This window comes from Myxococcus faecalis, from assembly GCF_050039385.1.
In the GTDB taxonomy this organism is placed as follows: Bacteria; Myxococcota; Myxococcia; order Myxococcales; family Myxococcaceae; genus Myxococcus; species Myxococcus fulvus.
In genome coordinates this window covers 10220544-10242750 of record NZ_CP144336.1, presented here as the reverse complement: position 1 = coordinate 10242750, position 22207 = coordinate 10220544, and the positions used below count along the sequence as shown (strand labels likewise).

General features: G+C 69.9%; 23 protein-coding genes. 3 read left to right on the top strand and 20 right to left on the bottom strand.

Features of this window, described 5'->3' with window-relative positions; translation table 11 throughout:
* Positions 1–35: 35 nt before the first annotated feature.
* The 17 genes from VZQ01_RS40810 to VZQ01_RS40730 form a co-directional block, all read right to left on the bottom strand.
* Positions 36–626, bottom strand: coding sequence for an HdeD family acid-resistance protein (locus VZQ01_RS40810; protein ID WP_141330825.1), 591 nt, complete (start codon positions 624–626; stop codon positions 36–38).
* A gap of 149 nt (positions 627–775) precedes the next feature.
* Positions 776–1690, bottom strand: coding sequence for a tRNA (adenosine(37)-N6)-dimethylallyltransferase MiaA (gene miaA, locus VZQ01_RS40805; RefSeq protein ID WP_426746347.1), 915 nt, complete (start codon positions 1688–1690; stop codon positions 776–778).
* Positions 1683–2579, bottom strand: coding sequence for a hypothetical protein (locus VZQ01_RS40800; RefSeq protein ID WP_267700913.1), 897 nt, complete (start codon positions 2577–2579; stop codon positions 1683–1685). Before VZQ01_RS40800 ends, miaA begins: the two co-directional genes overlap by 8 nt.
* On the bottom strand, positions 2567–2740 hold the full coding sequence (locus VZQ01_RS40795) for a hypothetical protein (protein WP_223749016.1): 174 nt from the start codon (positions 2738–2740) through the stop codon (positions 2567–2569). The genes VZQ01_RS40800 and VZQ01_RS40795 overlap by 13 nt, the downstream gene beginning before the upstream one ends.
* Positions 2737–5847, bottom strand: a complete 3111-nt coding sequence (locus tag VZQ01_RS40790; RefSeq protein ID WP_426746346.1) for a PQQ-binding-like beta-propeller repeat protein — start codon at positions 5845–5847, stop codon at positions 2737–2739. Before VZQ01_RS40790 ends, VZQ01_RS40795 begins: the two co-directional genes overlap by 4 nt.
* A 1-nt stretch (position 5848) precedes the next feature.
* Positions 5849–6379 (bottom strand): hypothetical protein, encoded by a 531-nt coding sequence (locus VZQ01_RS40785; protein WP_267700911.1) that lies wholly within the window; start codon positions 6377–6379, stop codon positions 5849–5851.
* The gene (locus VZQ01_RS40780) at positions 6379–6675 is read right to left on the bottom strand and encodes a PqqD family protein (protein ID WP_046713863.1); all 297 of its coding nucleotides are present in this window, start codon (positions 6673–6675) and stop codon (positions 6379–6381) included. The genes VZQ01_RS40785 and VZQ01_RS40780 overlap by 1 nt, the downstream gene beginning before the upstream one ends.
* Positions 6672–7004, bottom strand: coding sequence for a S24/S26 family peptidase (locus VZQ01_RS40775; RefSeq protein ID WP_426746345.1), 333 nt, complete (start codon positions 7002–7004; stop codon positions 6672–6674). Before VZQ01_RS40775 ends, VZQ01_RS40780 begins: the two co-directional genes overlap by 4 nt.
* Positions 7005–7212: 208 nt before the next feature.
* A complete protein-coding gene (gene hisS, locus VZQ01_RS40770) occupies positions 7213–8484 on the bottom strand; it encodes a histidine--tRNA ligase (RefSeq protein WP_223749138.1) in 1272 nt (423 codons plus the stop codon).
* Between the two features lie 26 nt (positions 8485–8510).
* Positions 8511–9353, bottom strand: a complete 843-nt coding sequence (asd, locus tag VZQ01_RS40765) for an archaetidylserine decarboxylase (protein WP_426746344.1) — start codon at positions 9351–9353, stop codon at positions 8511–8513.
* 13 nt (positions 9354–9366) lie between these two features.
* Entirely contained in the window at positions 9367–10062 is a 696-nt protein-coding gene (locus tag VZQ01_RS40760; RefSeq protein WP_267700909.1) for a hypothetical protein, read from the bottom strand.
* 77 nt (positions 10063–10139) lie between these two features.
* On the bottom strand, positions 10140–10871 hold the full coding sequence (locus VZQ01_RS40755; protein ID WP_141330841.1) for a metallophosphoesterase family protein: 732 nt from the start codon (positions 10869–10871) through the stop codon (positions 10140–10142).
* Positions 10872–10900: 29 nt separating this feature from the next.
* Positions 10901–11254, bottom strand: a complete 354-nt coding sequence (locus tag VZQ01_RS40750) for a TIGR02266 family protein (RefSeq protein WP_223749022.1) — start codon at positions 11252–11254, stop codon at positions 10901–10903.
* A gap of 105 nt (positions 11255–11359) precedes the next feature.
* Complete coding sequence (locus tag VZQ01_RS40745) at positions 11360–12286, bottom strand: PfkB family carbohydrate kinase (protein WP_223749023.1); 927 nt, start codon at positions 12284–12286, stop codon at positions 11360–11362.
* Between the two features lie 111 nt (positions 12287–12397).
* Complete coding sequence (locus VZQ01_RS40740) at positions 12398–13927, bottom strand: MlaD family protein (protein ID WP_046713871.1); 1530 nt, start codon at positions 13925–13927, stop codon at positions 12398–12400.
* Positions 13928–14027: 100 nt separating this feature from the next.
* A complete protein-coding gene (locus VZQ01_RS40735; RefSeq protein ID WP_370640380.1) occupies positions 14028–14819 on the bottom strand; it encodes an ABC transporter ATP-binding protein in 792 nt (263 codons plus the stop codon).
* The gene (locus VZQ01_RS40730; protein ID WP_223749024.1) at positions 14819–15634 is read right to left on the bottom strand and encodes an MlaE family ABC transporter permease; all 816 of its coding nucleotides are present in this window, start codon (positions 15632–15634) and stop codon (positions 14819–14821) included. The genes VZQ01_RS40735 and VZQ01_RS40730 overlap by 1 nt, the downstream gene beginning before the upstream one ends.
* Before the next feature lie 175 nt (positions 15635–15809).
* Between VZQ01_RS40730 and VZQ01_RS40725 the strand changes: the two genes are divergently transcribed.
* From VZQ01_RS40725 to VZQ01_RS40715, 3 genes are all read left to right on the top strand, one after another.
* Complete coding sequence (locus VZQ01_RS40725; protein ID WP_426746343.1) at positions 15810–16373, top strand: hypothetical protein; 564 nt, start codon at positions 15810–15812, stop codon at positions 16371–16373.
* 103 nt (positions 16374–16476) lie between these two features.
* Positions 16477–17799: a hypothetical protein gene (locus VZQ01_RS40720; RefSeq protein WP_267700908.1), complete on the top strand. Its 1323-nt coding sequence runs from the start codon at positions 16477–16479 to the stop codon at positions 17797–17799.
* Complete coding sequence (locus tag VZQ01_RS40715) at positions 17796–18569, top strand: hypothetical protein (RefSeq protein WP_426746342.1); 774 nt, start codon at positions 17796–17798, stop codon at positions 18567–18569. The genes VZQ01_RS40720 and VZQ01_RS40715 overlap by 4 nt, the downstream gene beginning before the upstream one ends.
* A 139-nt stretch (positions 18570–18708) precedes the next feature.
* Here the strand turns inward: VZQ01_RS40715 and VZQ01_RS40710 are convergent, their stop codons facing one another.
* Genes VZQ01_RS40710 through VZQ01_RS40700 form a run of 3 tightly spaced genes read right to left on the bottom strand, consistent with a single transcriptional unit; the run spans position 18709 to position 22198 of the window.
* The gene (locus tag VZQ01_RS40710) at positions 18709–19407 is read right to left on the bottom strand and encodes an RluA family pseudouridine synthase (RefSeq protein WP_426746340.1); all 699 of its coding nucleotides are present in this window, start codon (positions 19405–19407) and stop codon (positions 18709–18711) included.
* On the bottom strand, positions 19404–20855 hold the full coding sequence (locus VZQ01_RS40705; RefSeq protein WP_267700906.1) for a M16 family metallopeptidase: 1452 nt from the start codon (positions 20853–20855) through the stop codon (positions 19404–19406). The genes VZQ01_RS40710 and VZQ01_RS40705 overlap by 4 nt, the downstream gene beginning before the upstream one ends.
* A 26-nt stretch (positions 20856–20881) precedes the next feature.
* Positions 20882–22198, bottom strand: a complete 1317-nt coding sequence (locus tag VZQ01_RS40700) for a M16 family metallopeptidase (protein WP_223749030.1) — start codon at positions 22196–22198, stop codon at positions 20882–20884.
* Positions 22199–22207 lie beyond the last annotated feature (9 nt).

Here is a 22207-nt window from a genome sequence, read left to right as displayed (position 1 = left end):
CCGTGCCCTTTCAATCTGGAATCAGCGGCCTGGGGTCAGGGCGACACGGAGACGCTCCGCATCGCGCGACGCAGCTCCAGGGAGCCCGCCATGAGGGCGATGCCGCGCATGAGGATGGAGATGCCCACCAGGGTGCCCACCAGCCACACCGCGGAGATGGGCCACTGGGCCATGACGATGACGCCCAGCGCGATGGAGATGGCGCCGTAGGCGAAGTCCCAGCCCCACTTCGGATAGCGGTCCATCAGCGACGTCACCACGTGGAAGAGGCCGCTCGCGAAGAAGTAGCCCGCGAGCAGGAGCGTCAATGCGCCCAGGCCCGCCGCGGGGTTCATCAGGACGAAGATGCCGACCACGGTGGAGAGCACGCCGTTGAGCAGGTAGAGCCAGAACGGGCCTCCGGACTTCCGCACGCGGAAGGAGGAGACGATCTCCGCGATGCCCGTCCCCGCGAGCAGCGCGCCGAAGAGGATGACGGAGACCATGCTCGTGATGAACGAGGAGCCCAACGCCACCAGGCCCAGGATCGCCATCAGCACGCCGAGGACGAAGAGAGGTCCCCAGGCCGCCGAGGTGGCTCTTCCTCCTTCGGTCGAGATGGGGTCACGTCTGAACTGTGTATCCATGTCGCTCCGCTCCTGCGTCGAGAAAGGATTCAGCGGCGAACATGGGTGCCTCGGGTCGCGGGGACAACGTCGCGCCTTCCCGGTCCCTCCCCTCCTCGCCCCTCCCTCGGGGGCAGGCCTCACCCACGGGGGGGCGAGGCACCAAGGCCTCACCCGGGGGATTGCGGTGAGTGCTCGCGGAGCGCGGCGTACGGAGGCTGGACGAAGACGGCGCCCGCCTCCTTGCGGAACCAGGTGAGCTGACGCTTGGCGTACCGGCGTGTCTCCTGCGCCGTGTCCTGGATGGCCTCCGAGAGGCTCATGCGTCCGTCCACCACCGCGCGCGCCTGCACGTAGCCCACGCTACGCATGGGGGCCGCGTCCGCGTACCCCCGCTCCATCAACGCGCGTGTCTCGTCCACGAGGCCCGCGGCGAACATGGCCTCGGTGCGCGCGTTGATGCGCGCGTACAGGTCCTCGCGAGCCGGCTCCAGGACGAAGAGGCGGAAGGGATAGCGGTCCGGGAGGAACGCATGGGCCTTGCGGAACTCCGAGGCGGGCACGCCCGTCTGCGCGTGGATCTCCAGCGCCCTGACGACACGCACCAGGTCCTGGACCGGCAGCTTCGCGGCCGTCTCGGGATCCACGGCGGCCAGTCGACGGTGGACGGCCTCACGTCCCTGCTCGGCCGCGACCGCCTCCATCTCGGCGCGCAGCGCGGGGAGCGCGCCTGGAGCCTCCACCACGCCGTGCAGCAGGATGCGCAGGTAGAGCCCCGTCCCGCCCACGACGATGACAGGCCGACCGCGGCCGGTGATGTCCGCGATGGCTGCGTCCGCGCGACGCTGGTACTCGGCGGCCGAGAACGTCTCCAGCGGGTCCACCACGGACAGCAGGTGGTGCGGCACCGCCGCGAGCTCCTCCGCGGACGGCTTCGCGGTACCGATGTCGAAGTGCCGATACACCTGCTGCGAGTCCGCGCTGACGATCTCTCCGCCCAGGCGACGCGCCAGCTCGATGCCCAGCGCCGTCTTCCCGGAGGCCGTCGGCCCCGCGACCACCGTCAACACCGGCCCCTCACCCATGTCGCGACGCTCCCAACGCAGCCCTCACCACCGTGACGGCGGACTCATCCCGAGAGAACACCAACCGCGCCGACTCCACCTCGGACAACAGTCGACCCGCGGACGCCAGCATCGCGGCCCTGCCCGCTGGGGACGCCTCGGGCAACAGCACATTGTGCACCAGCATCCGCCCCGTCTCTCCCCCACCCTGACGCTCCCAGCGCGAGCTCGAATCCCACGCCAGCGTCCCCACCGCCCCCAGTCGCGCCTCCCGAGGAAAGCCCACGTTCCACGGCGTCCCCGAGGCGCGCCACAGGCCCGGTGCCTCCGGCCATATCGCGACCAGCTCGTCCGAGAGCAGTGACTCCCCCGCCCCCATCCACAGTCCGCCCAGCGTGCTCTTGCCAGCGCCCGAGTGCCCCGTGAACAGCGCCGCGGCCCCGTCATGCACGAGCGCCACGCCGTGCACCAACAGCCCACCGCGCCGCGCCAGCTCCGCCGCCAGCATCACGCGAAGGACCACCTCCACCGGGAAGCGCCCCGCGCCGACCACCGCGCCCCGCGCACCACCCGCCTCGATGCGCGCCGAGTAGTCCTCCCCCTCGAGGACGAGCGCGCCATCCTCCGCGCGCCAGGGACGGGGAAGCGCTCGCGTCGCCGGCTCCGCGCGCGGCACCTCGGGCGGACGCACCTCCAACCGTGAGACGCGAGCACCCGCCGGAGGCGCGTCGACGATGAAGCCCGCGAGCGAGCGCCGGAGCAGCTCCTGGACGCGGGCTTCCGGCACATGAAGCCCCACCGTCCAGCCCGCCAGCGTGAGCCAGGGGCCGGACGTCTCCTGCGAATCATCGAGGCGGCCCGAGCGACGGGGACCGGACGGGCCGGCTCCCGACGAGCTCAGGGCGTGCACTCCGACTCGCCAGGGATGTTGCACTGCGACATCGCCGCGAGCGCGACGAAGGGCTGCTCCCACAGGATGGCGGGCGCCTCGTAGCGAGGCGTGACAACGGACGACGGAGACGTCTCCACCGCCGGGGACTGCGGGGCCGAGGGGGTCGAGGGAGGGTTCACGGGAACGGTACCGGGAAGGCGCAGATGCGGCCGTCCTGAGAGCCGACGTGCAGTCGGGAGACAGTGGTGTCGATGGTCGGCGTGCCGATGAGCTGCGTACCACCGATGGCGACCTGGCCGGAGTCCACGCCGCCGATCATCTCGAGCTGGTGCACGTTGCCATCGGAGCTGCCCGCGTAGATGCGGACCACGCCGGCCTGGTTGAGGGTGAACGTACCGGACGGGTTCGCGATGGGCGTGGTCCACACACGCGTGGGCGCCGTCGCGCCGGGCGCCGAGTAGTCCCAGAACTCCACGGCGCCGCTGGCCAGGCTCGCCACGAAGCCGCCGCCGAGCGGGCGCACGAAGCTGGTGAAGGCGGGCGTGCTCGGCGAGGGCCGGGTCCCCACGTTCACGCTCCACACGGCCTGCATCGTGTTGCCGTCGACGGCGTGCACCACGCCGTCGCTGTTCGTCGCGAAGATCTGATTCGCCACGCCGTTGCGCACCAGGCTGTGCTCCAGATCCCCCAGTGACAGGCGCCCCACCTCGGCGCCGTTGAGCGTGTTGAGCACACGGAACGTGGCCGCTGACCCGTTCGCCTTCGCGCCGATGAACAGCCGGTTGGTGGTGTAGTCGACCACCATGCCGCCGCTCACCATGCCCAGGTCCCCGGGCTGGTAAGTGAAGACGGGCGCACCCGTGCGCGCATTGAGCGCCACCACGCGGTTCTGCGCGGCGTTCGCCAGCCGCGTCGCGAAGAACACCAGGTCCGTGTTCGGACGCGCGGCCTTGTACGCCGCGTTCGCGTAGTCGTGGAGCTGCGTCACCGGGAACGACTGGATGGTGCCGATGGGCGCGCCGTTGTTGTTCCAGCGCCACAGCACCGTGCCCGTGGTCGCGTTGAGCGCATACGCCACGCCACTCTGGTCCGCCGTGAGGATGTACTGGCCCGGCAGGCCATTGAGCGGCACCACCGGGAAGCGGCTGCCGATGAGCCCCGACAGCGGCAGCGGACGCCAGCGCTCCGCGCCATCCGCGGAGGGGTGGGTGACGTTCGTCAGGTTGGCGACCACCGAGTCATTGAAGGAGCTGAAGATGCCCACGCCCAGCTCGGTGATGGGCTGCAGCCGCGCGTCCAGACCCACCGAGTAGCACCACAGCGGCGCCGAGCCCACGCGCGCCCGAGGCGTGGCCATCAGCGCCACCGAGGCCGTGGGACGATTGCCCGCCGAGTACAACCCCACGTCATCCGTGTTGTAGACGCGGTAGTAGTACGTCGTGCCGTTGACGACGCCCGTGTCCTCGAAGGATGTCGCCGAGCTGAACGACTCCGACAGGACGACGGTGGCGTTGCCCAGCGTCGCACCGGCCGCGTACGTCTGGCCCGCGACGGGCGCCGCGTTCGGCGCGGCACCGGCGGAGCGGAGGATGAGCACCCCGTTGTGCACCGAGGGGTTGTCCCACGTCACCGTCACGCTGGCATCGCGAGCCACCGCGGTGAGGCGCTCGACCTCCGGCGCCAGGCCCGTGGCGAGCACCAGCGGCGTCTCGATGCGGGCAGCAGCATCCGACGCGTAGGCCAGAGGGAGGTGCACGCGGTGTCGGAACACGGTGGGCGCGTTGACGTTGGCCACGGAGGCGTACGTCACCGTGAAGGTGCGCTCCTGGTTGGGCATGATGCGCACCGCGTTGGTGTTCGCCAGCCACGTGTAGCTCGCCGTCGCCGTGTCGTAATAGGACATCCATCCGGTGGGCGCGGGCGGGTTGCCGGTGATGCCGAAGAAGTTCACCGGCGGCCGGAGCAGCTTGACCTCATCGAGCGGCACCGTGCCGCGGTTCTGCACCGTGTACGTCACCGTCTGATTGCCCTGCCCCGGCACCAGCACCGACGGGCTGACCTTCACCCGGTGCGCGACGACGCGGCCCTCGGCCGAGCGCACCACCGGCGTCGAGACGGTGGCGCCATTCAGCGTCGCATCCGCCTGGACATCGAACGCATAGGTCGAGAGCTCCGCGCCGGTGACGGTGTAGCTCCAGATGAAGTGCGCGGACGCTCCCGGCGCCAGCCGCGCCACGCTGGCCGGGCTGGGCCCCGACGCCAGCGCCACCTGCGCCGAGCCGACCAGCACGGGCGCCCGAGGCGTCACGTTCAGATACGAGCTGGTGGGGGACGTGTTGGTGACGCTCAGGCGCACCTTGACCGTCTCGCCCGTGAAGGCCTGCGTGCTGTCCACGTCGCCCGCGGCGGCCAGCGGCCCCACGTTCACCATGGGCGTGTCCGCGACGTTCGACGTGACGGAGGCCGAGCCGTTGCGTCCCCGCACGCTGGCCACCATGGTTCCCCCCGTCTGCGTCGTGGCCCGGGCGGAGAGGATGCCCGCGCCACGCTGGGGGATGGTCACCGCGAAGTTGGCGGGCTGCACCTCGACGACCTGGAACGTCACGCCACCGGCGCCCGTGCTCGGACCCTCGGCCGTGATGTTGGTCTGGTTCGCGGTGGAGGAGCGGTTCTCGATGACCAGCCGCGCGGTGATGTCGTCCCCCACGCCCACGGCGCGCGGGGAGATGTCCACGCGCGTCGCCAGGCTCACGCGCTGCCACTCGGCCTCGTCCTGCGTGCGATTGGTGCCGAACGACAGGTTGCCGCAGGCCTCGTGCGCGGAGAGCTGTGTCGTGAACTGCTGGCCAGTGGCGTTCGTCGCGCTGATGTTCGGGATCATCCGCAGCGTGAACGTCGCGGACTCGTCGAACATCAGCCCGGCATCCGCGCCCGCGCAGTTCACCGGGAGGTTGTAGCGGACGCTGCGCGTCGCCACGTTGTGGGTGGCGACCCATCCGGCGGGCGCGGGGCTCTCCAACAGCGTGTAGCCCGTGGGCAGCACGAAGTTGACCTGGTTGATGGGACGGAACTGCGGCGAGTTGGCGCGCGTGTTGTTGCGCACCCGGACGCGCAGCTCGGACACCTCGTCCATCACCACGGTGGCCACCGTCTCCCCGGGTCCAGGGAGCGTGGTGAAGACGGCGGCGCGCGTGGTGCTCTGCGCCAGCGCGGCCGAGGGCAGCACAAGCGCGGCGACGAGCGCGGCGAGGCGGGCGTTGACGGACTTCAGGGGGGCGGGGCTCACGTCACGGCTCCAGGGTGAAGGCGGCCGTGGTCAGCGGCGCCCCGTCGAAGAGGAAGCGCACCTGCCAGGTGCCGCTCATGGCGGAGGTGGCCACCGTCGTCCCGGCCACGGGCAGCGAGAAGCGCAAGGTCCGCGTCATGTCCGGCTTCGCCACCACCACGCTCGTCCGCCGCTCATACGGGTGGCCGGCGGGCGACACGAACTCCACCTCCACCGTGCCCTTGCCGCGCACGCCCGTGAGCGTCAGGTCCACGTCCACCTGGGACACGTCGGACAGGCCTCGCGAGCCGGACTCCACCACCTCGGCGTGCCCCGTCAGGGGCGCGGGCATCGGCTCGCCGACGACGGGCACCTCCGCCGCGGGAGGCCGGGCCGCCACGTCCTCCTCGCCCAACACGTCCGTCGGGGACACCGGCGGCACCTCCCGGGAAGGCGCGTCCGTCCACTCCGACACCTTGGGCGCCACGCCGCCCTCCGTACAGGCCGCCAGCAGCAGCGCCGCCGCCGAGAAGCCCGCAATGCGCGCTCGCATCACCGCACCTCCTGAAGCTCTTCGATGAGGCCCAAGCGGGCCAGTTCCGTCAGAAATCGCAACGTGTCCGCGAGCACCGCGCCCACGTCCATGGAGAACTCACGGGCCACCACCTCGGCCACCGAGCGCGCCGAGCGCGTCCCGTCGCTGAGCTCCCAGATTCGCACCGCCGTCGCGTTGAGGCCCCGCAGCGTGCGGCCCTCCGCGTCCAGCAGCAGGAAGTCCGCGCCGAAGCGCTGCCCCTCCGCCCCCGCGCGCCGCCGGGGATGACTGTCCCCCCCGAAGTCGCCGCTCATGAGCGCCGCCCCAGCCACCGCGCCACCCGCCCGCGCACCAGCGCGCGCAGCCGTCCCAGGCGCGACGGCCCACCATCCCACGCAGAGCCCAGCTCCACGCCCCTCCTGCGCACGCGCGCCACGCACCCGAGGATCCGCGACGCGGCGATGGGAGGGTCCTCTCCCGCCGCGTTGTCACCGCGCAGCGACAGCACGCCCTCGCGCACCGCGCACACCCGATGGAGCACCAGCGCATCGTTGAACCGCGCCAGCACGACCTCACCAGGGCGGGGCTCGCGAGACAGCGGCTCGACACCCGCCACGTCTCCATCCCGCAACGACGGCCACATGCTGTCTCCCCGAACGGGAATCCAGCGCAAGGCCTGGGACGGAGCAGAGCTGGGGGACTCACTCGACATTGACGGCGGAAGTCTACCGCACCGGCCAAGGTCACGCGACTGAGTCGCCCGGAGTTCTCCCTGAATTTCCCGGAGGTTACAGACCACCTCCGGGATTCATGGAAATATCAGGGATTCAACACAATCCCTGACTGAGACATCAGGTCGCGTTGCCGCGCTGCGCAACCTCGGTCGCCGCCGAATGCTCACGCACCGCGGCGGCGAGGCCGCTCAGGCTCACGGGGATCAGCGAGCCATCCGCCATCCGCTTGAGCTTCGCCTCTCCCGAGGTGCGCTCCTGCTCACCGAGCACCAGCGTGAAGCGGGCCCCGCTCTTGTCGGAGCGCTTCATCTGGCTCTTGAGGCTGCCACCCCGGGTGTCGAAGTCGACGCGCAGGCCCTCGCGCCGCAGCTTGCTGGCCAGGGTGAAGGCCGTGTCCTGCGAGCCCGGATCCGCCACCGCGATGAACAGGTCCGGCGACGCACCGAACTTCCGGGTGCCCTCCTTCAAGAGCAGCACCAGCCGGTCCAGACCACACGCGAAGCCCACGGCGGGCACGTCCGGCCCACCCAGGCTCTTCACCAGCTTGTCGTAGCGCCCACCGCCGCCCACCGTGCTCGCGGTGCCGAGCGCCGGGTGCGAGGCGATGAACTCGAAGACGGTGCGCGTGTAGTAGTCCAGGCCGCGCACCATGCGCGGGTTGACGACGTACTTGATGTCCAGCGCCGTCAGCTTGCGCTGCACGTCGTCGAAGTGCGCCTTGCACGGCTCGCACAGGAACTCGAGCACGTTGGGCCCCTTGCCGGCGACCTCCTGGCACTTGGGGTTCTTGCAGTCGAGCACGCGCAGCGGGTTCGTCTCCATGCGGCGGTGACAGTCGCCGCACAGCTCGTCGATGTGCGCCTTGAGGTACTCCACCAGCTTCGCGTGGTACGCGGGCCGGCAGGCCTCGTCGCCGAGCGAGTTGAGGTTGAGCGCGATGTCCTGGAGCCCCAGCGCCTGGAGGAACTGGGCCACCATGTCCATCACCTCGACGTCCTGGGCCGGCTCCTTCGAGCCGTAGGCCTCCGCGCCGACTTGATAGAACTGCCGGTAGCGGCCCGTCTTCATCCGCTCGTACCGGAACATCGGCCCCGTGTAGAACCAGCGCGTCAGCGGCTCCTGGTTCAGGATGGAGTGCTCGATGTACGCGCGCGCCGCGGGCGCCGTGCCCTCGGGACGCAAGGACAGGCTGCGGCCACCCTTGTCGTCGAAGGTGTACATCTCCTTGCCGACGATGTCCGTCTCCTCGCCCACGCTGCGCACGAAGAGCGCGGTGTCCTCCACCATGGGCGTGCGGATCTCCCCGTAGCCGAAGCGCCCGAACAGCTCCCGGGCCAGCCCCTCCACGTGCTGCCAGATTTCAATCTCCCCTGGCAGGAGATCATTCATGCCCTTGACGGCGGCGAGCGTCTGGCTCACGGCACCACTCCGATGCGCTGCCCCAGCCGCAGCACCGCGTCCTCCTGCAGCACCGGGTCCCACTTCACGCGGCCCGGCTCGAACAGCAGGATGACGGTGGAGCCCATCTCGAAGCGGCCCAGCTCGCCGCCCTTCTCCACCTTGTAGCCCTCTTGATACCGGTGCACCTTGCCCGGCTGGCCCGTGTGCGTGGTGACGTCGTCGTACGCCGCCTTGATGCGCGACACGCAGGTGGCGCCCACCTTCACCACGGCGCACTTGCCCGCGGCCGTCTCCAGGTACGTCACCAGCCGCTCGTTGACGCAGAACAGGGACTGCTTGTTGAGCACCGACGCCGGGTTCACCGGCCAGAACTCACCGGGGATGTACGCGTAGCCGGTGATGGTGCCCGCCAGCGGCGAGTGGATGCGGTGATAGTCCCTGGGCGACAGGTAGATGGTCGTCCAGGCGCCACCGTGAAACGGCTTCGCCGCCTCCGCGTCCCCCAGCAGCTCGTCCACCGTGTACTCGATGCCCTTGGCCTGCAGGCACCGCCCCAGGTCGGAGTAGCCCACCTGCGACACACGCCCGTCCACCGGCGACACCACGGACTTCGCGTCCGCGTCGATGGGACGCAGGCCCGTCTTCAGGCCGCGCGTGAAGAACTGGGCGAACGTCGGGTAGTGCTCGATGGGGTGCTCGGCCTCCGTCATGTCCACGTTGTAGGAGCGGGCGAACGCGCGCATGGCCGCCTGGTGCACGGGCGCGGGCAGCGGGGCTCGAGTGGCCATGCCCACCACCGTCGACAGGGCCGACTTGGGCAACAGGCGCATCAACTTCATGAAGGTCTGGTCGTTCATGGGGCGTCTTTGATTAACGGCCGGCGTCCGTCGCCGCGGGGGGCGTCGTCCCAGCATCCAGCGTCCGCGTCACCGTCGTCACGGAGCTCTTGGGCAACAACATCAGGACCCGGCCTTGTTCGGTCAGCAGCACCGTGCCCACGTGGCCCGGGTACTCCAGGCGGCAGGCCGTGCTGTCGGTCATCTCCCACGCGTCCCGGATGCCCCGCCCCTCCACGTCGATGGGCGTGCCGCGCTTGAAGCAGCCGCGGAAGCCGGCCACCAGCTCGCTCGCCGGAGAACCGACCTGGGGACCGTTGATGGGGCCCGCGTCCGGAGGCCCCGCGTCCACGGGCTCGGCGCGAGGAGGAGGCGGCGGGGGCGCGAGCGTGGTGGAGGGCGCGCCGGGCGGAATCTCGCGGGCGCTGGCCACGGCCTTCTGGCGCGCGGCGAGCTCCGACTGCATGCGCGTGCGCTCGCGCTGGATGCGCTGGAGCAGCTCCTGCGCGGAAGGGGCATCCAGGCTGTCCTGCGGCACCCGCTGGAGCTGCGCCTCGATGGGGCCCATCTTCGGGTCCAGGTAGGCCTCATCCAGCTTCTGCGCGTACAGCTCGCGGAACTGGCGCGTGGCCTGCTGGTACTCCGGCGACGACGGTTGCGGCTCGCGGCGGCAGGCCGACAGCAGCAGCAACAGGGAGGACAGCAGGGCCGCGAAGGGCCGGAGGGACACTCGGAGGACCTGGGGGCGCACGGACCCGGTTTATTTCATGTCCCCCGGCCCGTGCACAGTTTTCCGAAGGCGGCGCGTCAAACCCCGAGGAACAGTCGCTTGCCGAAGTTGAGCGCCAGGTCCGCGTCGAAGATCTTCTGCGCCGCCGTCTCGATGTCGTACTCCACCCGCAGGTACTCCACCGTGCGAGCGTCCGTGTCGCAGATGACGAAGCAGGCCCGGTTGTCGTAGTCGCGCGGCTGGCCCACGCTGCCCACGGAGATGATGTACTTGTAGCCCCGGCGGATGCCGAACTTCTGGGCCACCACGTCGTTCACCTCGCCATTGCCGATGGCGAACGCGCGGCACAGGTGGCTGTGCCCGATGAACGTCACCTCGGGCAGCTCCTCCACGTACGGCGTCAGCTCCCGCGCCTGCTCGAGCGCGAAGATGTACTCGTACGCCTTCGGGTCGATGGGCGAGCCGTGGCAGAAGCCCACCTCGCCGATGCGGTACGTGTACGGCAGGCTGCGCAGCCACGCCATGTTCTCGTCCGTGAGGACGTTGGCGGACCAGTCCAGCGCGTGCCGGGCGGCGTCGTAGTAGTACGAGTAGTCCATCCGCCCCGCCACCGCGGCGTCGTGGTTGCCCAAGAGCGTCACCTCCGCCACCGAGCGCACCAGCTCACAGCAGGGATTCGGCGACGCGCCGTACCCGACGATGTCACCCAGGGAGACGATGCGGTCCACCTTCTGCTGCTCGCAGACCCGCAGCACCTCGGTGAGCGCCTCGATGTTGGAGTGGATGTCGGAGATGACGGCGATGCGCATGGATGCCTCGGCTGGTGGGAGCCCGGCGCTCAGCCGGCCCAGACCGCCTTCACGGGGTTCTTCTGCTGCTGAGAGATAATCCGCCGGAGCCGCCCCAGGGTTTCCGCGTCCAGCGACTCGAACCGCAGCCCCATCCCCGGCGGATAGGCCCGGTCCTCCTCCTCCCGCAGCCATACCACCGTGGCCGCGGTCTGCACCTCGGGATCATCCCCCGGGGTCAGCCGGAGCACCGCCTTCGCCCCTCGCTTCAGCGGCGTGCTCGTCCGCAGGAACAGGCCGCCCTCGCTCAGGTTGGTGATGCGCGCGTACAGGGTGACATTGTCGGTCTCGCACCAACAGCGAAGCAAGGTCGGCACCCGCGCGGACTTTCGGTTATCGCTCAACCCTCTTCCTTCCCCGAGCACCCAAAAGGAGGAAAGCCTAGGGACGGCCTGAATCCACCGTCAAGTTCATGGGTGGGGCCGGACCCCACCCTGCCCGCCCGGCACTCAGCGCTCCAGCGGCCCCAGGTCCTCGAAGTGGGTCAGCTTCTTGAATTCCGCGAAGCGGGCGTGGATCTCCGGGCGCGTCACCTCGCGCAGGCGCTCCAGGCTGAACTTCTCCACGGTGAAGGAGGCCATGACGCTGCCCATGACCATGGCGCGGCGCAGGACGGCCGAGTCCACCCCGGACGCCGCGGTGGCCACGGTGCCCATGAAGCCACCCGCGAAGGTGTCTCCGGCGCCCGTGGGGTCGAAGACCTCGGCCAGGGGGAAGGCCGGGCAGGCGAAGATGTGGTCCTTCTCGAAGAGGAGCGCGCCGTACTCACCGCGCTTGACCACCACGCGCTGGGGCCCCATGCCGAGGATGGCGCGGGCGGCCTTCACCACGTTGTGCTCGCCGGCCAGCTGCCGCGCCTCCGCGTCGTTCACGAAGAGCAGGTTGACCCGCTGGAGCGTTTTGAGCAGCGCGTCGCGGCTGCCCTGGATCCAGAAGTTCATGGTGTCCGCGGCCACCAGCTTGGGGTTGCGGACCTGGTCCACCACGCGTGCCTGGAGCTCCGGGTGGATGTTGCCCAGGAAGACGTAGGGCGTGTCGCGGTAGGACGCGGGCAGGTCCGGCGAGAACGCCTGGAAGACGTTGAGCTGGGTGTCGAGCGTCTTCGCCTCGTTCAGCTCGTAGCCGTAGCGGCCCTTCCAGCGGAACGTGCGGCCGGACTCGCGGGTGAGGCCCTCCAGGTCGATGCCCCGGCCCTTCAGGAAGCTGACATGGGCCTCGGGGAAGTCCTCCCCCACCACGGCGACGACGCGCACGGGGGAGAAGAACGACGCCGACGTGGAGAAGAACGTGGCGGACCCGCCGAGGACGTCCTCCTTCTGTCCGAAGGGGGTTTCCACCGAGTCCAATGCGACGGAGCCGACGACGAGCAGGGACATGCGAGCTTCCTGGAAATGGCCGAGAAAGCACGGCTTCCTACCAGGACCCCGTGCCCGTGCCGGGTACGCGGTTTCACGGCCGGCGTCAAGCTCGCCGCGCTCCGGCGACGCTCAGGGCGAGGGGATGCCGGTGGCCGTGATGATGGCCTTGAGGTCGTCGTCGGTGAAGAACAGGCCGCCGCCCACGAAGAAGTCGCGGCCGGCGATGAGCCGCTGGGTGACGACGTCGCGCTGCTGCGCGTTGAGCATGTCGTCCATGCCCGCGACGACGAACAGGTGGTCGAAGGCCTGGGCCCGCAGCGTGGCGCGCAGCCGGGGGTAGCGCAGCTCGTCCGCCGCGAAGTTGAACGCGTCCATCTTCAGGGTCAGCGCGTCGTCGAACAGGTGCAGGTCCGCGCCCACGCCGCCGGTGGACTCGATGAGGCCCACCCGCAGGGTGGTGAAGTACCAGCGCTTGGCGAACTGCGCGCTGATCTTCAGGCTCTCCTTGGTCACCTTCTGCGTCTGGATGACCGGGTCGCCTTCCGACGGCGGGTTGGTCTGCACCACCTGGGTGGTGACGGTGCCGCGCGGGTCGTCGACGATCTCCAGCAGGTAGTACTTGTCCGGCCGGGGGATGAGGCGCAGGGACAGCATGTTCTTCGAGCGGCCCTGCGCGGCCAGGTAGGTGCTCTGGATGCCCACCTCCGTCTGCAGTTCCGTGAGGCGGGAGACCAGGCTGGACACGTCGCGCACCGTCTCGCGCACCTCGCGGCCCACGCTCTCGTCGGTGAGCAGCATGCCGGCGGTGCTCTCGCCGTCCTTCACCTTGCGGGTGATCTCCTCCAGGTTGCCCAGGGAGTTGTCCAGCTTGGTGAGCGTCTGCTTGAGGCTGGCGACGCTCTCCTTGAAGTCCCCTTCCCCGCTGCCGACGATGTTCTTGACGCTGGCGAGCACCTCGCGCACGTCGCGGGTGATGAACTCGATGTTGTCGACGATGCGGCCCACGTCGGCCTGGTTGCTCTGGGTGATGGTCCGCACGTCGGACGACACTCCCTCGAAGTTGGCCAGGATGACGTCCAGGCGGTCCGCGTTGCGGCGCACGGTGGCGTCCACCGAGTCCGACAGCCGCACCAGGTTCTCGACGATGCGCTGGAGCGAGCCCGCCCCGCGCTCGCCGCCGAGCACCTCTCGCAGCGCGCCCGTCACCTGCTGGATGTCGGAGGTGATCTGCGACAGCGACTCGAAGATGGCCTCCATGCCCTGGCTGTCGATGACGCGGCGGATCTGCCCGTTGGTCTCCAGCTTGGGGGCGTTCTCCGTGCCCGGGTTCAGGTCCAGCAGGTAGTCGCCCAGGAGCGACTCCGAGCGCTTGGTGAGGACCGCGTCCTCGCGCAGGTCCACGTCGTTGCGGATCTTCAGGAACACCCGCGCCCGCGTGCCCTCCAGGACGATGTCGTCGATCTCTCCCACCCGGATGCCGGCGATCTGCACCCGCCCGCGCACCGCCAGGCCGGACGCATCCCGGAAGTAGGCCCAGACACGCGTGGAGTCACTGTCGCTCAGGCCGCCCTCGCGCGCGAACAGCACGAAGCCGACGAAAAAGGCCCCCGCGGCGATGACCAGCAGGCCAACACGGAAAGGCGTAACGAGCTTCTTCACCTGATGTGACTCCGAGGGCTACCGGCCGGGCGCGACTCTAACGTTTTGCATCCGGAGTGCCACATTTTCCTGAAACCGGACCCGGCGGGCGCAGACCCTGTCAATTCTTCCCGAACCACGTCTCCAGGAACACCTTCACCGCGGGGTGCTGGGACATGCGCAGCTGCTCCGGGGTGCCGTTCTCCACGATGACGCCCTTGGACAGGAAGGCGATCTGGTCCGCCACGTTGAAGGCCGAGGAGATGTCGTGGCTGATGACCACGCTGGTGACCCCCAGCCCCTTTTGAGCCGCGAGGATCATCTCGTCCACGGAGTCCGTGGTGATGGGGTCCAGGCCGGTGGTCGGCTCGTCGTAGAGGACGATCTTCGGGTCCAGCACCACCGCCCGCGCCAGGCCCACGCGCTTGCGCATGCCGCCCGACAGGTCCGAGGGGAACTTCGACTCCACCTCCCGCTTCAGGTCCATCAGGTCCAGCTTGGCGCGGACCTTGGCGTACAGCTCGTCCTCCGACAGCTTCGTGTGCTCGCGCAGCGGGAAGGCCACGTTCTCGAACACCGTCATCGAGTCGAACAGGGCCGCGGCCTGGAACACCATGCCGAACTTGTTGCGCACCCGCTGCAGGTCCTCGACGCCCATGGGGACGATGTCCTCCCCATCGATGTTGACCTGGCCGCTGTCCGGGCGGAGCAGGCCGATCATGTGCTTCATCAGCACCGTCTTCCCGGAGCCGGAGCCCCCGAGGATGACGCACGTGCTGCCCTGGGGCACGGAGAGGTTGATGCCGGTGAGCACCTTGTTCTCACCGAACGTCTTCTGCAGGTCCACGATTTGAATCATCGGCTTCGTGGACGCGCCGGCTTCGGGACGCGGAGGAGGACCGGAGGCAGCCATCAGTGCATCACGATGCCCACGAGGAAATCGAGGATGAAGATGGACAGCGCGCTGGCCACCATCGCCTCCGTCGTCGCCTGACCGACGCCCTTGGCGCCGCCCGAGGCGTTGAAGCCCTTGTAGCAGCAGATGAGCGCCACGGAGAGGCCGAAGACCGCGCCCTTGATGACGCCCTCGTAGACGTCCGCCGGCTCCAGCCACGCCTGGGTGCGCGTGAGGAACGTGCCCGGGGAGATGCCCAGCCCGCCCACCGCGACGAAGTAGGCGCCGGACATGCCCGTGGTGTTGAACAGCATGGTCAGCATGGGGACCATGAACAGGCCCGCCAGCACCCGGGGGACCAGCAGGTACTGCACCGGGTTGACGGCCATGGTCTCCAGGGCGTCCACCTGCTCGGTGACGCGCATGGTGCCCAGCTCCGTGCACATGGCGGAGCCCGCCCGCATGGTGACCATCAGCGCGGAGAACACCGCTGCCAGCTCCCGCGTCAGCGTCAGCGCCACCGTGGGGCCCACCAGGCTCTCCGCGTCGAACATGCGGAAGGCCTCGGAGGTCTGCAGGGCGAACACCATGCCCGTGAAGAGGCCGGTCAGCCCGACGATGAAGATGGAGCCCACCCCCACGAAGTCCAGCTGGGCGAACAGGTTGTGGAGCCGGTAGGGAGGTCGGACGCTCCACCGGGCCACGTCGAAGGCCAGCGTCACCACGCCACCAATGGAGCTGACGACGTCGATGAGGCCCTTGCCGAAGCTGCTCACCGTCTGGGTGAGCATCCCGGGCTCGCGAGCCGGCTTGCTGGGGGTCTGCGTGGTCATGCGTTCAGGCGCCTACTCTTACGTGGTGCGAAGGGGGGCACAAGCGAAGTGTTCCCGTGCGAGCGGACGACGAAGGGACTACCTCACTTCGAAGCGTTGCGTTTATGTTCCGCGCCCCTTTCCTTCATGCCCGGCTCCCCGTCACAGGCGCGCCGGGCCGAGAACTCAGACGAACATGGCAACTCAAAAGGTCGGCGGCGAGGTGGACGCGTACTGTACCCGCTGCAAGCTCACCCTCGCGCACACCATCCTGGCGATGGTGGGGACGAAGATTGCTCGGGTGCGCTGCAACACGTGCAACGGGGACCACGCCTACCGCGGGGCTCCTGGCACCACGGACCGCCCCACCTCCACCAGCAGCAGCAGCACCCCGCGCGCGAGCCGGGCGTCGTCCAGCGGCACCACCAAGGCGGAGAAGATCATCATCTCCTTCGAGGAGCAGCTGGCGGGCAAGGACGTGGCCAACGCGCCCCGCTACAGCCCGAAGGACACCTACGCGGTGGATCAGGTCCTCCAGCACCCGACGTTCGGCGTGGGCTTCGTGACGGCCGTGCGGGGCGACAAGTTCGACATCACCTTCCGCACCGACACCAAGACGCTGGTGCACGGTCGGGGCGGCGCTCCCACCGAGAAGCCCGCCTTCAGCCCGCCCGTCCGGCAGGCCACCGGCCCCGCGGACAAGCCGCAGGCCGCCGCGCTGGACACCCCCGCCGAGGACGCCCCCGTCAGCGAGGGTTGACCGGAAAGAGCCTGGAGGGCGAAGTTCGGCGGAATCGCTCGTGCGCACCCGCTTACCGCCCTTCCTGGCTTTTCTAGTCTTCGCCGTGGCCGCGTCGTCGGCCATGGCGGTCCCGGTTTCGGGAGGGCCCGGGTTGGAGGTGCTCGCCTCCCCCACCCGGGTCGTCCTCGGGAGGGACAAGACGGTGTCCCTCCAGGTCCGCGTGCCTCCGGAGACGGGGGCGCTGCGGGTGGCCGCCTCCTCCGGACACTTCGCCGAGGAGCGCCTGGCGCACGGCGCGGTGCGGACGTTCCAGTGGACGCCGCCGCCCGTCCGGCATCCGCTGGTGGCGGTGTTCCTGTTCTGGGTGGAGGCCGCCGACGGCCCGCCCGAGGTCACCGTGCTGCGGCTCGCCCTGCTGGGGCAGACGACGCTCGACGTGGCGACCTCGCCCGGGGCCTCCGTCACGGTGCTCGTGGGTGAGACGCACTTCGGCCCGGTCCAGGCGGATGGGAAGGGCAAGGCGCGTGTCCCTCTCGAGGTGCCTCCGGGGGTCGCTTCGGCGCGGGTGCTCGCCACGCGCGGGGAGCTGCGCACGGATGCCTCCGCGCCGTTGGATGTCCCGAGGGTGAGTCCCCATGTCGCGGCCCTCACGCCCGCACCGCTGCCTGCCCGGGGCGGGTGGTTGCTCGTGGCGGGCGAGGGGCCGCTGGATGTGGCGCGGTTGAAATTGCACGTCGATGGGGGACGGGCCGAGCCCATCGAGGTCGGTGACATCGCCCGCTTCCGGGTGACGCCGGAGGAGGACGCGGCCTCGGTGACGGCCGTCGTCCAGGCCGACGGCGCTGGAGACGACGTGCGCGCGCACGCGGAGGTCTTCCGCGTCGTCGTCGTGACGAAGCCTCCCGCGGCCAAACCGCCCCCTGCCCTCGTGGGCGATGCACCGTGGCGCCCGGCGGTCCAGGTGCTCGCGGGGGGCGTGTTCGCGCGGGGCGACAACTCGGGTCCCTTCGGTGCGCTGGGGGTGGCGTTCACCACGCCCTGGTGGGAGCGACGATTGGCGGGGGAGCTGGAGGTGGGCGTGCGGGCCGCGTCCTTCCGGGGAACGGTGGGCGCGCTCGGCGCGGTGCGCTCGCAGGTGTTCGCGGTGCCGGTGCTCGTATCGGCGCGCGTCGAGTTGTTGCGCGGCGCGGCGCTGTCCCTGTACGGCCGAGCAGGAGGAGGAGTGGCGCCTTTCCGTCACCGACTCCAGACCGACTTCCCGGCGGAGGTGAAAGAGAGCAAGCTTTCCGGCATGGGGTTGCTGGCCATCCAGGGCGCGTACCGATTCGGGCGCTGGAGCGCGTTGGGAGAGCTGCGCGGTGCGTGGGCTCCGGCGAGCACGCCGTGGTTGGACGCCCAGCTCGGCGGTGTTTCGGTGCTGCTGGGGATGAGGTTCGAGCCATGACCCGCGCGCTCGTGCTCCTGGCGATGCTGGTGTTGTCCGCCTGTGGCTCGAGCACATCGCTCCCCGCGCCACGCATCGTCTCCGTCAGGCCCGCCTCGGACACCGTCGGCCGCACCGACCCCATCCTCCTGGAGATCGATGCGGCGTTCCCCGTCCGCCTGGACTACGCCGAGGGAGAGGCGCAGCTCCAAGGCCGCACGCGGGTGTGGATCGGAGATCAGGAGGCCAGGGTGTTCGCGCTGAACGCGCAGAGCCTCTTCGCGGTGGACCTCCCCGCGAACCTCGGCGCCGCGGCCTATGACGTGCGCGTGGCGCTGGACGATGGGCGTGAGACCACGAGCCCCCAGGGATTCACGCTCTGGAATCAGGACGCGGGAACGCCGGACGCGGGGCCCGATGGCATCCCCGACGGAGGCGTCTACGTCGCGGATGGAGGCCCGGAGCCCGACGCGGGGCAGGATCCGACCCGACCGATGGGCGAGGGAGACATCACCGGCTACGAGTTCGAGCCCATCTCGGACCAGGACATCGGCCAGCCCTTCACCATCACGGTCCGCGCCGTGGGCCCGCGCGCCGCGGACTTCACGGACAAGGTCGACCTGTCCATCAGCAAGAACAACGGCAACGTGAGCCCCACCTCACTGGACAAGTTCGTCGGGGGCATCTGCGTGCAGAACATCGCCATCGACGCGCAGGGCGCCAACGTGGTGCTGACCGTGACGGACCGCTTCGGCGTGCAGGCGTCGTCCAACGCCTTCAAGGTGAAGTAGCCCGTTCGGCTCGACAGGGCGCGGGCCGAAGCAGCATGCGTGCGCCATGTCGCCAGCAGCGGCGCAGGCACCTCACACGGCTTCACCGGCGCAGGCGCGCGCATCCTCCGGCAGTGCCCCCCACCTCGGCGCCACCCGCTCAACCCAGCGTGCGCCGGAGCAGGTCACGCGCGCGCACCATGTCCTCCGGCAGCGGCGCATCCACTCCGCCAGCCTCCACGCCTGGCAGCGCGGGCCACTCGACGCGCGCGGCATGCAGGGGCGTGCGCTCGAGGACCACGCCGTCGCCCTGCCCTCCCAGGTCCTTCTCCGTCAACGCCGTGTCGCGGCCGTACTGGTGGTCCATCAGCAGCGGATGCCCCAGCGACAGCAGGTGCACGCGAATCTGGTGCGTGCGGCCCGTGAGCGGCTCGGCCTCCACGAGCGTGGCCTTGTCGAAGCTCTCCACCGGACGCACCCGCGTCCGTGACGGCTTCGCCTCCGCCTCGCCCGGCCTCGCCACCCGCATGCGGCCCTTTCGCGCGGCGATGAGCGGCACATCGACGAGCGACGGCGCGTCGATGCGGCCCTCCACCAGCGCGAGGTAGCGCTTGCGCACCTTGCCGGACTCGAACGCGATGGACAGCGCGCGGTGCACGGCCGCGTCGAGCGCGAACACGAGCGCCCCCGACGTGTCCCGATCCAACCGGTGCACCACGAAGATCTTCCGCCCGCGCTGCGTCTCCAAGGCATCGCGCAGCGAGGACCCGCCGTCCCGCCCGGGGATGACGGGCACCCCGGGCGGCTTGTCCACCACCAGCACCCCTCCCCCTTCGAAGAGGATGCGAGGCTCGGTCACTCGTACTCCGACGCCGGCACGACGGTGATGGGCCCCAGGCCCTTCAGCTGCTTCTTCACCGCGGCCGCGTTGCCCAGCACGACAATCGTGGGCGGCTCCGCGAAGCAGTACTTCTTCGCCACCGCCGCCACCTGCCGCGGCGTCACCGCCTTGAGCCTGTCTCGGAAGCGCAACACCCAGTCATCCCCCAACCCGTTCAACCGGATGTCGGAGATGGCGCTCGCGATGGACTCGTTCGTCTCCGTGCGCAGCGGATACAGCCCGCCCATGTACGCCTGCGCGTCGCGCAGCTCGGTCGGCTTGAGACCGGAGTCGCGCACCTTGGCGATCTCCCCGAGCGACACGTCGATGATCTCCCGCGTCGACTCCGTCTTCGTGAAGGTGGACAGCGCGAAGATGCCGGCCGCGTGCATCGCGTCGAACCAGCAGCCGATGCCATACGTGAGGCCCCGGTTGACGCGGACCTCGTTCATCAGGCGCGACGTGAAGCCGCCACCCAGCGCGGTGTTCATCACCGCCGCCGGGAAGTAGTCCTCGTGCCCCGTGCGATAGCCCGGGCCGCCCATGCGCACCTGCGACTGCGTCTGGTCCGGCTTGTCCACCACGATGACCCGCCCCGCCTTGGCCACCTTCTCCAGCGGAGGAATGACGGGCGCCTTGTCCGGCCCGCCCGTCCAACCGGCGAAGGCCTCCTCGGCCGCCGCGGCCACCCGGCCCGGGTCCACCGAGCCGACCACGACCAGCATGGCGACCTTGGGCCCCAGCCGCTCCTGGTGGAAGCGCACCACGTCGTCGCGGGTGAAGGTGCTCACCGTCTTCACCGAGCCGCTCACGTTGTGCCCGTAGGGGTGCTTGCCCCAGAGCGCACGCACCAGGGCGCGGTCGGCGATGACGGACGGCTCATCCAGGTCGTTCGCGAACTGGGCCAGCGCGCGCTCGCGCGCATCGGCGACCTCGGACTCCGGGAACGTGGGCTCCATCACCAGCTGGCCCATGACGCCCAGCATCTGCGCGAAGTGCTCGGCCGGGGTGGTGATGGCGACGGACAGCGTGTCCTCGCCCACGCCCACGCCCAGGCTGGCGCCGACGAACTCCACGGCCTCGTCGATGGCCTGCGCGTTCAGCCTCCGCGTGCCCCGGCGCAGCAGCTGGCCCGCGAAGTCCGCGATGCCGTGCTTGCCCTCGGGGTCCGTGGAGCTGCCGGCGCGAATCACCAGCCGCATGGACACCAGCGGCAGCGGTCCACGCTCGGCGGCGATGACCTTCAGGCCGCTGGACGTGGTGCTCTCGTGCAGCGTGGGGAACACCAGCTCCCGGCTCGTCGTGGCGACGGCGGACGCGGTCTTCCGGGAGGAGGACTTCTTCTTCGCCGCCCGGGCCGGGGCCTTCTTCACGGCGCGGCGGGGGGCGGCGGACTTCTTCGAGGTTCGGCTCTTGCGAGAGGCCATGGAGTCTTTCTGGAGTCGGTCCGGGCTCACGCCTCGGAGGGCGCGGGCAGCAGCGTCACGACGGAGCGGCGCTCGGGGATGAGGTACTTCCTGACAGCGGCCTGCACCTGCTCGCGGGTGATGGACGCGTAGGCGGACGGCAGCGTGAGCACATGGCGCCAGTCACCCAGCAGCGCCTCGTAGTTGCCCATGGCGTGGGCGCGGCCGTTGTTCGTGCCCAGCTCGCGCAGGTGGTCCGAGCGCAGGTTGTTGAGGGCCTTCTGCAGCTCGCGCTCGGTGATTCCGTCGCGCGCCAGCTTCTCCAGCTCGGCGTACAGCGCGGCCTCCGCCTTCTGCGGATCGGAGTCCGGCATCAGCTCCAGGAAGAAGAGGATGGTGCCCGGGTCGATGCGCCAGGACCAGTCCAGGCCCACGCCCACCACCACCTTCTGCTCGTACAAGAGCGAGCGCGTCAGCCGGCTCCCCTCGCCCTTGGTGAGCACGTACTGCGCCACGTCCAGCGCCAGCGTGTCCTCGTCCCGGGCCGGGGGGCCCTTGTAGCCGATGACGACGGCGGGCGACTGCGCGGGGTGGCGCACCGTGGAGCGGCGCTCGCCGCGCTGCTCGGGCTCCGCGTTGATGACGGGCTGGGGCGCGGGGCCCCGGGGGATGTCGCCGTAGTAGCGGCGCACCAGCGCCAGCGTCTTCTTCGGGTCGATGTCCCCTGCGATGTAGAGGATGGCGTTGTTGGGCGCGTAGTAGGTGCGGAAGTAGTTCTGGCAGTCCTCGCGAGTGATCGCCTCGATGTCCGCCATCCAGCCGATGACGGGCCAGCGGTACGCGTGGGCCTTGTAGACGAGCGAGCCGAGCTCCTCGTCCATCATCCCGCCGATGTCGTTGTCCATGCGGACGCGGCGCTCCTCCTTCACCACCTCGCGCTCGCTGGTGAGCATCTCCTGGGAGATGCGCAGGGAGCGCATCCGGTCCGACTCCAGGTCCAGCACCGTCTCCAGCGCGTCCGACGAGAAGTCGTCGTAGTACACCGTCATGTCGTGGGACGTGTACGCGTTGGAGCTGCCGCCGTTGGACTCGAGCGTCTTGTCGAACATCTTGGGGCCGTACTTCTTGGCCCCGTTGAACATCATGTGCTCGAACAGGTGGCTGATGCCGGTGATGCCGGGGCGCTCGTTGCGGCTGCCCACGTTGAAGAAGGTGTAGAGGCTGACGACGGGGGCCAGGTGGTTGGCCAGCAGGCGCACCTGGAGGCCATTGGGCAGCGTGGCCTCATGCACGTCGAACAGCGACTGGAGGGAGGGGTCCGCGGCGCGGGCGGGAGCCGACGTCTTCGAGGGGGCCTTGCGCATAGACCCCCA

Coding starts and splice junctions, on each gene's coding strand:
- VZQ01_RS40810 (WP_141330825.1), bottom strand. CDS start 626: ATGGATACACAGTTCAGACGTGACCCCATCTCGACCGAAGGAGGAAGA.
- miaA (WP_426746347.1), bottom strand. CDS start 1,690: ATGGGTGAGGGGCCGGTGTTGACGGTGGTCGCGGGGCCGACGGCCTCC.
- VZQ01_RS40785 (WP_267700911.1), bottom strand. CDS start 6,379: ATGCGAGCGCGCATTGCGGGCTTCTCGGCGGCGGCGCTGCTGCTGGCG.
- VZQ01_RS40780 (WP_046713863.1), bottom strand. CDS start 6,675: ATGAGCGGCGACTTCGGGGGGGACAGTCATCCCCGGCGGCGCGCGGGG.
- VZQ01_RS40775 (WP_426746345.1), bottom strand. CDS start 7,004: ATGTGGCCGTCGTTGCGGGATGGAGACGTGGCGGGTGTCGAGCCGCTG.
- hisS (WP_223749138.1), bottom strand. CDS start 8,484: ATGAATGATCTCCTGCCAGGGGAGATTGAAATCTGGCAGCACGTGGAG.
- asd (WP_426746344.1), bottom strand. CDS start 9,353: ATGAACGACCAGACCTTCATGAAGTTGATGCGCCTGTTGCCCAAGTCG.
- VZQ01_RS40755 (WP_141330841.1), bottom strand. CDS start 10,871: ATGCGCATCGCCGTCATCTCCGACATCCACTCCAACATCGAGGCGCTC.
- VZQ01_RS40745 (WP_223749023.1), bottom strand. CDS start 12,286: ATGTCCCTGCTCGTCGTCGGCTCCGTCGCATTGGACTCGGTGGAAACC.
- VZQ01_RS40735 (WP_370640380.1), bottom strand. CDS start 14,819: ATGGCTGCCTCCGGTCCTCCTCCGCGTCCCGAAGCCGGCGCGTCCACG.
- VZQ01_RS40730 (WP_223749024.1), bottom strand. CDS start 15,634: ATGACCACGCAGACCCCCAGCAAGCCGGCTCGCGAGCCCGGGATGCTC.
- VZQ01_RS40725 (WP_426746343.1), top strand. CDS start 15,810: ATGGCAACTCAAAAGGTCGGCGGCGAGGTGGACGCGTACTGTACCCGC.
- VZQ01_RS40720 (WP_267700908.1), top strand. CDS start 16,477: ATGGCGGTCCCGGTTTCGGGAGGGCCCGGGTTGGAGGTGCTCGCCTCC.
- VZQ01_RS40715 (WP_426746342.1), top strand. CDS start 17,796: ATGACCCGCGCGCTCGTGCTCCTGGCGATGCTGGTGTTGTCCGCCTGT.
- VZQ01_RS40705 (WP_267700906.1), bottom strand. CDS start 20,855: ATGGCCTCTCGCAAGAGCCGAACCTCGAAGAAGTCCGCCGCCCCCCGC.
- VZQ01_RS40700 (WP_223749030.1), bottom strand. CDS start 22,198: ATGCGCAAGGCCCCCTCGAAGACGTCGGCTCCCGCCCGCGCCGCGGAC.